Origin of the sequence: Nocardioides xinjiangensis (genome assembly GCF_017916385.1) — a bacterium.
Classification (GTDB): Bacteria; Actinomycetota; Actinomycetes; order Propionibacteriales; family Nocardioidaceae; genus Nocardioides; species Nocardioides xinjiangensis.
Map to the genome: position 1 here is coordinate 1,937,711 of NZ_JAFMSW010000001.1, position 11,749 is coordinate 1,949,459.

Sequence of the window (11,749 nt, forward strand, 5' to 3'; positions counted from 1 at the left end):
GCGGCGTGGCGCGGCTCAGGGCGCGTCGCGCAGGCGTACGGCGAGCCCGCTCGCGCGCTGGGCGCGCCGGCCGATCGCGGCGCGCACCGCGTTCTCGGACCCCACCACCCGCACCCGTCGGCGTGCCCGGGTGACGGCGGTGTAGAACAGCTCGCGGGTCAGCAGCCGGGACTCCTCGTCGGGGAGCAGCACCGTCACCTCGTCGACCTGGCTGCCCTGGCTCTTGTGGATCGTCATCGCGTGCATCGTCTGGGCGGCGCCGAGCCGGGCGGGAGCGACGAGGGTCGGCGCCCCGTCGGCCGTCGGGAACGCCACCCGCGGGCCCTCGTCGGTGAGGACCACCACGCCGGAGTCGCCGTTGTAGAGGCCCAGGGCGTAGTCGTTCGCCGTGACGAGGACCGGTCGGCCGGGGTACGCCGGGTCGTGGACGGCGTCGCCGGTCTCGGCGGCCAGCCAAGCCTCGATGCGCCGGTTCCAGTGCTCCACGCCAGCGGGACCGTCGCGGTGCGCGCACAGCATCCGGTGGGTCTCCAGCACGCGGAGGGCGTGCGCGGCGTCGCCGGACCTCGCCGCGTCCCGGGCGGCGAGGGCGGACGGCAGCGTGGCCGCACGGATCGCAGCGGACGGCTGCTCGTCGGCGACCCAGTGGACGGCGTCGTCGCCCGAGGCCAGGATCTCCAGCGCCTCGTCGGCGTCGGCGTCGCGGACCGCGCGGGCCAGCGCGCCGATGCGGTCGCCGAAGCGGTGGGAGGTGCGCAGCGCGACGACCGGTGAGTCCGCACGCGGTGCGAAGCCCGCGACGAGGTCGCCGAGCACCGCGCCGGCCTCGACCGAGGACAGCTGGTCGGGGTCGCCGACCAGCACCAGGCGGGTGTCGGGCCGGACCGCCTCCAGCAGCCTGGCCATCATCGTCAGCGACACCATCGACGTCTCGTCGACCACGACCACGTCGGCCGCGAGCCGGTTGCCGCGGTGGTGGCGGAAGCGCGTCTCGCTGTCGGGGCGGCGACCCAGCAGGCGGTGCAGGGTCATCGACTGCAGGCCGGCCAGCCAGGTGCGCTCCTCGTCGGTGAACCGGTCGGGCTCGCCCTCGCGGCGCCGGGTCGCCTCGCCCAGCGACTCCTGCAGCCGCGCCGACGCCTTGCCGGTGGGTGCCGTCAGCGCGACCCGCAGCGGCGGGCCGTCGACGGGGTGCTGGGCACGCAGCGCGACGAGGAGCCCCGCCACGGTCGTGGTCTTGCCGGTGCCCGGACCACCGGTGAGAACGGTGGTCCACTGCCCGGCGGTGCGCAGCCCGGCCTCGCGCTGCTCGGCGTACTGCTCGCCGGGGAACACGCGGTGCAGGACGGGGGCGAGCGCCTCCGGGACGGGCGGCGGCGTGCGGGCCGCCCGCTCGGCCAGGTCGCGGAGCACCTGGGACTCCTGCTCGTGGTAGCGATCGAGGTAGACCAGCCCGTGCTCCCAGCGCACGACGCCGTGCTCCACGAGCGGGCTGGCGGCCAGTGCGGCCGCCCAGCGCCCGGTCTCGGGCCACGGCAGCGCCGCGACCGCGTCGTCCTCGCCTGCGGCGGCCGCGACGGAGCCGGCCGCCCCCGCCAGGTCGAGGCACACGGAGCCGGAGCGTACGGCCCGGCACGCCAGGGCGACGGCCAGCAGCACCTCGTCGTCGGCCTCGCGCGTGAGCAGCCCGACGGCGCGCGCGACGTGGACGTCGCCCGCGGTGAGGATGCCGGCGGCGTTGAACTCGCCCAGCACCCCGGTGGCGGCGAGCGCGAAGCGCGGGTCGGCGGGGTCGGTGGTCTCCCAGATCTCGGTCACCGCGCCCGCCTCCCCGGGTGTACGCCGTCGAGCAGGTCGGACAGCTCCAGCACGAGCGGCACCGGTGGGCGCCACTCGAAGACCCCCGGAACCCGTCCGTCGAGGCCGGGCAGGTCGGCCGCGTCGGGCCCGCAGAGGCCGCGCAGGTAGAGGTAGAGGACCCCGCCGAGGTGCTGCGCCGGGTCGTAGCCGGGCAACCGCCACCGCAGGAAGCGGTGCAGCACCACGGTGTAGAGTAGCGCCTGCAACGGGTAGTCGGAGTGGCCCATCGCCTCGTCGAGCACCTCCGGCCGGTAGTCCCAGGCGGTGAGCTCGGCCGTCGGGTCGCCCAGCCGGTTGGTCTTGTAGTCGACGGTCACGAAGCTCGGACCCGCGTCGGTCGGCACCCGCATGACCACATCGATGGACCCGGTGAGGTAGCCGCGCAGCGCCTGGCCCGCGAGCGCCGGGTCGGAGGCGAGCGTGTCGGCGTAGGAGAGGACCGGGTCGCCGGTCGCCAGGTGGCGGCGCAGCAGCGGCTCCAGGTCGCCGAGGGTGATCCTGTCGACGTCGTGGCCGGTGAGGTCGCCACCGCTGAGCGGCAGCTCGAAGTCGAGCTCGGGGAGCCGGTCGGCGGCGGCGATGTCGGTCAAAGCCCGTCCTCCCGTCATCGAGCCGAGGGGCGTGCGGCACACCGGGACGAGCGCGTCGGCCAGCGCCCCGCTCTCGATCTCGACCGGCCACCACGACCGCTGCTCCTCGATCCGGTGGAGGAGCTCCTGGCGGAGGTCGTCGGCCTGGAGGTCGGCGTGCTCGAGGACGGCGTGCACCAGGGAGCCGAACGCCGCCCCGGCGGGGAAGTCGGACATCGGGGAGGCGAGCGCGGTGAGCGCGAGGTCGTCGCCCGCAGCGGCGTCCGGGTCCAGGTCGGGCGCCCACTGGTCGGCCGTCTCGAGGTCCTCGCCGATCTCCGGCTCCGACAGCGGGACGTCGGATCCGTGGGCGGGATCCGTGGCGGCGGCCGACAGCGCGGTGTAGGAGGTGCGCCGCCACTCCGTGTCGACCCGGCGGGCGAAGGACCGCACGTGCAGGTCGTGCACCGGCGCGGCGAGCGGCTCGGGACTGGGGGCGACCACCTCCGCGAGCTCGGGCCACACCGCTCCGGCGTCACGCCAGTGACCGAGGATCTCCACGATCCGGTCGTCGTCGACCACCGGCTGGCTGTCGGGCACCTCGGCCGTGCCGGGCCGGCGTCCGAACAGGATCCGGTGCAGCGCCGACCCCGGCGTGTTGTTCGACGGGCAGTACCAGGCCACGACCTGCGAGCGCGCCCGGGTCATGGCGACGTAGAGGAGGCGGAGCGCCTCCCCGGCGTCCTCGGCCTGGTGGCGGGCGACCGCCTCGGGCCGCCACCGGCTGGGGCCGCCGACGTCGCGGCACCGCCGACCGGTGGCGTCGTGGTAGCGCGGCACGTCGGGCTCGCGCCCAATGAAGCGGTCCCACAGCGAGGGGAGGTAGACGACGGGGTACTCCAGGCCCTTGCTGCCGTGGATGGTCACCAGCTGCACCGCGGCGGCGTCGGAGTCGAGCCGGCGGGCGCGCTCGGAGGCGACCTCCACCTTGTCCTCGGCGACCTGCTCGCGCAGCCAGGCCAGCAGGCCCACCACCCCGAGACGGTCCTCCACCGACACCCGGTGCAGCGCCTCGCCCACGTGGCGGAGGTCGGTGAGGAGCCGCTCGCCGCCCACCCGGCCCAGCACCCGCGCGGTCATGCCGCCCACGACGGCGTACTCGAGGACCGCGGCGACGCCCTTGGCCTCCAGCAGGTCGGCGAGCGTGCGGGCCCGGTCGGAAAGGCGGTCGGTGAGCTCGTCGCCGCCGGCGTCGAGGGCCGTGGCGGTGTGGCCGAGGAAGCTGGTGAGCGCGGCGGCGCGTACGCGGTCGGTGCGGTGCGGCTGCTCGAGCGCCTCCAGCAGCGTCAGCCACTCGGTCGCGGCCGGGCTGTGGAACACCGACCCGCCGGACGTCACGACGGACGGGACGCCGACATCGGCCAGGGCGCGCTGGATGGCCTGCAGCATCGTGTGGGTGTAGGCCAGCACCGCGACGTCGCCGGCGCGCACCTCCCGGCCGTCGATGCGGGCGTCGCTGGTGAGCAGCCGCTTGACGTCGGCGGCGAGGTCGGCGACCACGTGGCCGCGCCAGCGGTCGACCGGCGGCTTGCTGCGCGGGCCCTCGCCGAGCTCCCGGCGGCGCGCGACCCGCAGCCGCACCGGCGGACCGGCGCCGACGAGCCGCGACCGCTCGTGGTGGGCGTCGACCTCGCGGACGACGATGTCGGGGTGGCCGAGCTGCGCGGGCGCCAACAGTCGCTGGAGGGCGTCGACGAGCGGCCTGTCGCTGCGCCAGTTGACGCCGAGGGTCTGCCGGTCGCCGGCGGTGCGGGCTGCCTCGAGGTAGGTGGCGACGTCGCCGCCGCGGAAGGCGTAGATGGCCTGCTTGGGGTCGCCGATCAGCACGAGGGTCGCGACGCCCGAGAAGGCGCGGTCGAACACCTGCCACTGCACCGGGTCGGTGTCCTGGAACTCGTCGATGAGCGCGACCTTCCAGCGCGCCTGCATGCGGGCCCGTGCCGGCCGGCGGGGGTCCTCGAGGGCGTCGGCGAGCTGGCCGAGGAGGTCGTCGTAGCTGAGGATCCCCAGGCGACGCTTGCGCAGGTCGAGCTCGCGCAGCACCGAGCGGGCGAAGCGGACCCGCTGGGCCGCAGGGGAGTCCGGCGCGTCGTCGACCGCCGCCTCCGGCTGGACCGCGGCGCGCGGGTCGCCGACGACGGCGCGGGCGATGGCACCCGCCGTGGCCCGGTCGAACGCCGGGGCCTCGGCGTCGGCGAAGGCCGCGAGGTAGCAGTCGTCGACGACCTCCTCCGTCAGCTGCTCGAGGTCCTCGACGAGACGCGCCTGGCGGTCGGTGTCACCGGCGACACCGAGGCTGCGCAGCACCAGCTGGCAGAACTGGTGGATGGTGGCGATCGTCGCGGCGTCGAAGTCGGCCAGCGCCTCGGTGATCCGGCGCAGCCGCGTGGCACGCCCCTCCTCGTCGACGTCGAGGAGGTGGGCCTGCAGCTCGTCGCGCTCGGCCTCGGGCGGCGGGTCGGCGAGCGCGCGCTGGGCGCTCACCAGGCGTTCGCGGACCCGCTCGCGGAGCTCCTGGGACGCGGCGCGGGTGAAGGTCACGACGAGCAGCTCGTCGAGCCGCAGGCCCTGCTCGGCGACGTAGCGGGTCACCAGCGCGCTGATCGTCCAGGTCTTGCCGGTGCCGGCGCTCGCCTCGAGGAGAGTGGTGCCGGTGGGCAGAGGGGCGGTGATGCGGAACGTGCCGGGGCTCGGGTCGGGGCGCGCGGTCGGCGTGGTGGTCGCGGGGGTGGACGTCACAGCGGCTGCACCACCTCGTGCTCGAGCAGCGGCTGCCACAGCGCCCAGGCGTAGCGACCCAGGCGGTGCCGCTCCGTGCCGGGGTCGCCGGGCCGGGGCGGGCTGCAGAGCACGTCGAAGGGGGCCTGCTCGCCCCAGGCCAGCCGGTGCCAGGCGTCGGCGTCCTCGGTGGGCACCGGGGTCTCGCTGAACCGGGGCGTCGTCCACTCCCGGTCGGCGGCGCGGTCGGCGTCGGCGTTGCCGCGGCCGGCGAGCTCGTGGACGTGCTCGGCGGCCCACGCCAGCGACGTCTTGGGCGGCGCCGGCAGGGGCTCGCACAGCCCCGCCGCCCGGATGTCGAGCAGCCGGTCGAGCCACCCGCGCGCCTCGTGCTCGGCGAGCGGCCCGATGCGCGCCACCTGGCCGCCGTTGCGGCCGCGGCCGATGCTGTGGACGGTCCAGTTCTCGTCGGGCAGGCCGGCGGCGAGCGCGAGCGCGTCGATCCAGCCGGCGACGCGGTGCTTCGCGGCGAGCCGCGAGTAGGTGACGGTCACGAGGTGGTTGCCGAACAGGTCGTCGACCGTGCCGGTGACCCGGCGCCCGCCGAGGTCGATGTCGACGTCCACGGTGCGCGGCGCTCCCCGACGGGCCGCGAGCCCTGCGGTGACCAGCGGTCGCACCTGCTCGACGATGGAGCCCAGCACCGACTCGCCCAGGCAGCGCGGGGGCAGCAGCCCCCGCAGCTGCTCGGCCGTCATGGCCTGCGCCGGGTCGGCCCCGGCGAGCACGTCGCGGATCAGCCGGTCGCCGACGTCCCAGCGCTCGAGGCCGTCGAGCTCGATGGGGACGGCGTCGGACAGCTCGTCGGCGGCCAGCGGCGTGGACACCCGCAGCCGGCGCCGCAGGAACGACCGGACCGGGTGGGCGAAGAACTCGTGGAGGTCGGCGAGCGCCACCTCGGTGTCGTCGCCGGCGGGGGCGGGAAGGGACTCCGCGACGACCTCGCGGACCACCGGCCGTTGGTCGCGGGCGGCGAGGGCGCCGGCCAGCGACGTCCGGTCGAAGGTGAACGGCTCGTCGGTGAGGGTCAGGTGCGGCACGCCCGGCGGCCGGTCGCGGCCGGCCAGCAGGTTGGCCTCGTCGAAGGGCTGCAGGGGGTGGAAGACCCGCGCCTGGTCCTGGACGCGTCCGCCGTCGGCGGCGGTGGCAGTGACGTCGAGGGTGTCGAGGAGCTCGCCGAGCGGGACCGCGGGCGGCCGGTCGGCGCCGGTGTGCTCGCCGCGGCCGGTGTAGGTGACGACCAGGGTCTGCCCGGCGGCGGCGATGGCGTCGAGGAAGAGCTGGCGGTCCTCGGCGCGGACGTCGCGCTCACCGGTCAGGGGCGCCCGTGCGAGGACGTCGTCGCCGTCGATGCTGTCGAGTCGCGGGAAGACGCCGTCGTCGAGGCCGAGCAGGCACACCACGCGGTGCGGGACCGAACGCATCGGCACCATGGTGCAGACCGTCAGGGTGCCGGTGCGGAAGTTGGCCCGCGTCGGCCGGCTCCGCAGCCGGTGGGCCAGCAGGGCCCGGACGTCGGCGTGCCGCAGGACGGTGCGCTCGGCGCCGCCGTCGACCACGCTGGAGCCGATGCGCGCGAGCTCGCGGTCGAACTGGGCCACCTGCCAGGTGTCGTCGGGCAGCGTGCGGGTGAGGCTGTGCACGCCGCCGGCGAGGGCGTCGGTCCACTCCCCGGCGGACGTGGCTGCGCGCGCACGGTCGAGGGTCCGCTCGAGCCGGTCGACGTACTCCACGAAGCGGCCGAGCAGGTCGAGCTGGGCGTCGCCGACGTCGTCGAGCGGGAGGGCGTCGCCGACGAAGCGGTGACCGCTGCCGGACATCGCCGCGCCGAGCAGCATCCGCCGCAGGCCGGACTGCCAGGTGTTGTCGGGCAGGGCGAGACCGAACCGTCCACGGTGGGCGGGGTCCTGCCCCCACCGGACGGCGGCGCCGCGCACCCAGCGCTGCACCTGCTCGAGCTCGTCGTCGTCGAAGCCGAACCGTCGCCGCACCGGCTCGGTGCCGGCGAGGTCGAGCACCTCGGTGGCGGTGAGGCGGCCGCCGGCGAGCTCGACGAGCGTCGCGGCCATCGCGAGCAGCGGGTTGGTCGCGCCCGGCGAGCGGTCTGCCAGCCGGACGCGCAGCTCGTGGGCGGGGTGCCCGGCGCCCCCGGCGAGGTCGGCGAGGCCGAAGGCGGCGGAGATCAGCGGTGCGTAGGACTCCACGTCGGGGCACATGACGACGATGTCGCGTGGCTCGAGCGTCGGGTCGTCGGCCAGGAGGCCGACCAGCACCTCCCGCAGGACGTCGACCTGGCGGGCCGCGCCGTGGCAGGCGTGCACCTGCACCGACCGGTCCGCGCGGGCGACGACCCGCGCGGCGCGCTCCTCGGCGGACGGCAGCCGATCGGCGCGGAGGTCGGCCTGCAGCCACCCGAGCAGCGAGTCGGGTGGTGGTCCGGCACCGAGCGGGGTCGCCTCGGCGGCGCCGGTCGCCCCGAGGGTCCGGCGCAGCTCCCGGGCGTCGCGGCCGAGCGAGGCGACCAGGGGATGGTGCACCAGGGCTGCCGAGGTGTCGGCCGCCCGCGGCACCGGCCCCTCCGTCGCGGTGGGCGCGAGCGACTGCCACGACCGGGGCGAGACCTGCGGGAGCCACAGGTGCACGTCGCGCACCTCACCGAGCGCTCCGACGAGCTCGGCCTCGGTCCGCGGGATGCGGGTGTGCCCGAACAGCGAGAGCCGGGGCGGCAGGTCGAGCCCGTCGCCGCCGGAGCGTAGCAGGGCCAGCGTGTCGAGGTGCCGCTGGTCGGGAGGTGGTGCGCCCACCCGGGACACCAGCCGGCGCCACAGCTCGGGCTGCCACCTGAGGTCCTCGGGCACCGGGCCGCCCGCCCCGTCGGTGTCGCGACCGGCGCGCCAGTCGGTGACCAGCTGCGGCCGCTGGACGGCGTAGCGGTGGTAGAGGCCGGCGAGCCGGTGCGCGACGGAGTAGCGCCGGGCCGAGCGCTCGTCCGCCGGGTCGCCGCCACCGAGGTGGTCGGTGAGCGCCTCGAAGCCCGGCTCGCCCATCGCGTCGTCGACGACCTCCAGCAGCGGCCACGCCAGCGCGTCGGGCTGCCAGGGGTCCGAGTCCTCGGTGCCGAGCAGCAGCGTCACCAGCGAGCGCGGGCTGACGAACCGCACGCCGGCGCACACGCCGTCGGCGGCGCGCTCGCCGGTGCCGAGCCGGTGGGAGAGCCGCTGGGTCAGCCAGCGCTCGACCCCTCGGGCGGGCACGACGACGACCTCGCGCGCGAAGGGGTCGGGGAGCGGGGTGACCAGCAGGTCCGCGAGGCCGTCGGCCAGCGCGTCGGTGCGCTCGGCGGTGTGGAGGTGCAAGGTCACGGGCAGCACCCTACGAGCGGGTGCCGACAGCGCCTGTCGGTCGCGGGCCGATCCTGGGGACGACGAGGACCGTCCGGGGTCAGGAGGCCCGGTTGTAGACGAGGATCAGCAGGGCGAGGACGACCAGCAGCGACACGACGGCAGCCGTGATGATCAGGGGGCGGCCCGACTGCTTGGTCGGGTCGACGCGGTTGGGATCCTGGCCTTGGGTCATGCGTGGTCCGTACCCAGCAGGTCGGGCCGCATGCGCGGCGGACGCCGGGGCGCGGCCGCCGTCGCTGGCGACCACCGCGAGGTGGCCGCCGCGGCGGGCAGGGGTGGCGGACGGTCAGTGCTTGAAGGCGTCCTTGACCTTCTCGCCGGCCTGCTTCAGGTCGGCGCCCATCTGGTCGCCCTGGCCCTCGGCCTCGAGCTGCTCGTCGTCGGTGGCCTTGCCGGTGTGCTCCTTGGCCTTGCCCTTGAGCTCGTCGGCCTTGTTGTCGAACTTGTCGTCCAGACCCATCGTCGTTCCTCCCTCTGAGGTCGGTGCGGACCGGGTGGCCCTCCCTCCAACGTGCCACGCAGGGGCACGGGCAACGACACCCGTGCGGGTGGGCTGGGTGGGCGGCAAAACACCCTTCGGCCGGCACGTCAGGGTGACGGCGCGAGCCGGAGCGCTCCGCCGGGCTGGTGCGCCCGCACTCACCCGTGGGGAGGTTGGCGGCCCGGACGGAGTGAGTACCGTCCCGGTGATGACGAAGGGCAGGCGGGACGAGACCCCCCAGGAGCGAGCGGACCGGAACTGGAACGACCTCCTGCAGGAGCTGCGTGTGAGTCAGACGGGCGTGCAGGTGCTGGCCGGCTTCCTCGCCACGCTGCCGTTCCAGGAGCGCTTCGAGGACCTCGACGCCTTCCAGCGCGGTTGGTACGTCGGGCTGCTCTCGCTGTCGTTCGCGACGGTCAGCGTGCTGCTGGCGCCGGTCGCGATCCATCGCCATGTCTTCCAGCGGGACGTGAAGGCCGAGCTCGTGCGGGCCGGCCACGTGCTGATGTCGGTGGCCCTCGCCCTGATCGGCCTGCTGCTTGGCGGCATCCTGTTCTTCATCGTGGACGTGGTGTACGACCGCAGCGCGGCCGCGTGGAGCGCCGTCGGGTCGGTGGTCGTCCTGGTCGGCCTGCTGGGCGTGCTGCCCCGGCGCGCGATCGGAGGCTGACCCTCGCTGCAGACAGGCCTCTCTCCGCGACGTTTCCTACGGTGCTAAGGTTCTGACCTCTGCTACTGAGGAAGGACCGAGATGCCCCGCGCAGGTCTCACCAGCGCCCGCGTCACCGAGGCGGCCGCCGCGCTCGCCGACGAGGCGGGCCTCGACCACGTGACGCTCGCCGCCCTCGCCAAGCACTTCGGCGTGGCCGCCCCGAGCCTCTACACGCACGTCCGCAGCCAGGCCGACGTCCGCACCCGCGTCGCCCTCCTCGCGCTGGCGGAGACCGCGGACCACATCGCCGCTGCGCTGGCGGGAGTGAGCGGCCGCGACGCGCTCGCCGCGATGGGCGGGGTGTGGCGCACGTACGCCGTCGAGCACCCGGGCCGGTACGCCGCCACCCGGCTGCCGCTGGACGCGGCGACCGCCGCCGCGAGCGCCGGTCCCCGCCACGCGGAGCTCGTGCGGGCGGCGCTGCGCGGCTACCGCCTCGGGGAGGACGACACCACCCACGCGGTCCGCCTGCTCGGGGCCACCTTCCACGGCTACGCCGCGCTCGAGGCCTCGGGTGCGTTCGGCCACGGCGCGGCCGGCACCCCGACGTCGGAGGAGTCCTGGGAGCGCGTCCTCGACGGGCTGCACGCGACCCTGACCTCTTGGGGAGCGCGATGATCGACCCGTCCCTCGTGCTCGGCGCGCTCGAGATCGAGCGCACCCCGCGCGGCCTGCTGCCGCACCGGCTGCCCGCCTGGGCACGAGCCCAGTGCGACGACCCGCAGCTGCGGCTCGTCGAGGCCCAACCCGCCGGCGTACGACTCGCGATGTGGACGACGGCCACGCTGCTCGAGCTCGACGTGCTGCCGACCAAGCGCCGCTACGTCGGGGCGCCGCAGCGCCCGGACGGCTGGTACGACGTGCTCGTCGGCGGCGAGCTGGTCGAGCGTCAGCAGGCGACCGGCGGCAACGTGCTCGACGTCGACATGATGACCGGCGCGAGCACCTTCCACCCGGGCGCGCCGACGACCCTCACCATCGCGCTCGCCGGTGGCGAGCAGGACGTCGAGGTGTGGCTGCCGCACGACGAGCAGACCGAGCTCATCGACCTGCGTGCCGACGCGCCGGTGACGCCGCTCGCGGGCGGCCGACCGCTGTGGGTGCACCACGGCAGCTCGATCAGCCACGGATCCGTCGCGACGTACCCCACCGAGCCGTGGCCCGTCGTCGCTGCCCGCCTCGCGGGGCTCGACCTGGTCAACCTCGGCCTCGGCGGCAGCGCGCTGCTGGACCCGTTCGTGGCCCGGACGATCCGTGACACCCCGGCCGACCTCGTCAGCCTCAAGATCGGGATCAACCTCGTCAACCAGGACCTGCTGCGCCGCCGTGCCCTCGGGCCGGCGGTCCACGGCTGGCTCGACACGATCCGCGACGGCCACCCCGACACGCCGCTGCGACTGGTCTCGCCGCTCCACTGCGCGATCCAGGAGGCGGTGCCCGGGCCCACCGTGCCCGACACCGCCGCGCTCGCCGAGGGTCGCGTCGCGTTCCTCGCGGGCGGCGACCCGGAGCGGGTGGCGCGAGGGGCGCTGACGCTGGAGGTGGTGCGCGAGGTGCTCGCCGAGGTGGTCGACCGCCGCGGCGACCCGCACCTGTCGTACGTCGACGGGCTCGCGCTCTACGGCCCGGCCGACGCCGAGCGGCTGCCGCTGCCCGACAACCTCCACCCCGACTCGGCGACCCACCGGCTCATCGGGGAGCGGTTCGCGGCGCTGGGCGAGTGGCGGGCGGCTTCCGGTGGGGGTGCTGGGGCTGGTTTCGAATCCCCCGCCTAAGCGGGGGATTGCGAACTTCCAGCAGCGTGCACGCCCCCAGATGTTCGCGAAACCCTCGGGAAGTCCCGCGAGGAGCACCCGACCGAGCACCCCGACGGCCGGACGGCCCT

Annotated in this window: 8 protein-coding genes; 3 read left to right on the forward strand and 5 right to left on the reverse strand. The window is 75.6% G+C overall.

The features are described from left to right. Positions 1-15: 15 nt before the first annotated feature. From recD to J3P32_RS09165, 5 genes are all read right to left on the reverse strand, one after another. Positions 16-1,818: an exodeoxyribonuclease V subunit alpha gene (recD, locus tag J3P32_RS09150; protein WP_210439475.1), complete on the reverse strand. Its 1,803-nt coding sequence runs from the start codon at positions 1,816-1,818 to the stop codon at positions 16-18. Beyond that, complete coding sequence (locus tag J3P32_RS09155) at positions 1,815-5,228, reverse strand: UvrD-helicase domain-containing protein (RefSeq protein ID WP_210439476.1); 3,414 nt, start codon at positions 5,226-5,228, stop codon at positions 1,815-1,817. Before J3P32_RS09155 ends, recD begins: the two co-directional genes overlap by 4 nt. Continuing rightward, positions 5,225-8,629 carry an exodeoxyribonuclease V subunit gamma gene (gene recC, locus J3P32_RS09160; protein ID WP_210439477.1) on the reverse strand — a complete coding sequence of 1,135 codons (3,405 nt, stop codon included), beginning with the start codon at positions 8,627-8,629 and terminating at the stop codon, positions 5,225-5,227. Before recC ends, J3P32_RS09155 begins: the two co-directional genes overlap by 4 nt. A 79-nt stretch (positions 8,630-8,708) precedes the next feature. Continuing rightward, entirely contained in the window at positions 8,709-8,843 is a 135-nt protein-coding gene (locus J3P32_RS18195; RefSeq protein ID WP_282593977.1) for a hypothetical protein, read from the reverse strand. 114 nt (positions 8,844-8,957) lie between these two features. Beyond that, the gene (locus J3P32_RS09165; RefSeq protein ID WP_210439478.1) at positions 8,958-9,131 is read right to left on the reverse strand and encodes a CsbD family protein; all 174 of its coding nucleotides are present in this window, start codon (positions 9,129-9,131) and stop codon (positions 8,958-8,960) included. 229 nt (positions 9,132-9,360) lie between these two features. Between J3P32_RS09165 and J3P32_RS09170 the strand changes: the two genes are divergently transcribed. The 3 genes from J3P32_RS09170 to J3P32_RS09180 all read left to right on the forward strand — a co-directional run bounded on the left by J3P32_RS09170 (position 9,361) and on the right by J3P32_RS09180 (position 11,639). Beyond that, complete coding sequence (locus tag J3P32_RS09170; protein WP_210439479.1) at positions 9,361-9,822, forward strand: DUF6328 family protein; 462 nt, start codon at positions 9,361-9,363, stop codon at positions 9,820-9,822. 81 nt (positions 9,823-9,903) lie between these two features. Then, positions 9,904-10,482, forward strand: coding sequence for a TetR-like C-terminal domain-containing protein (locus tag J3P32_RS09175; protein ID WP_210439480.1), 579 nt, complete (start codon positions 9,904-9,906; stop codon positions 10,480-10,482). Further along, positions 10,479-11,639 carry a GDSL-type esterase/lipase family protein gene (locus tag J3P32_RS09180; RefSeq protein ID WP_210439481.1) on the forward strand — a complete coding sequence of 387 codons (1,161 nt, stop codon included), beginning with the start codon at positions 10,479-10,481 and terminating at the stop codon, positions 11,637-11,639. The genes J3P32_RS09175 and J3P32_RS09180 overlap by 4 nt, the downstream gene beginning before the upstream one ends. Positions 11,640-11,749: the final 110 nt, after the last annotated feature.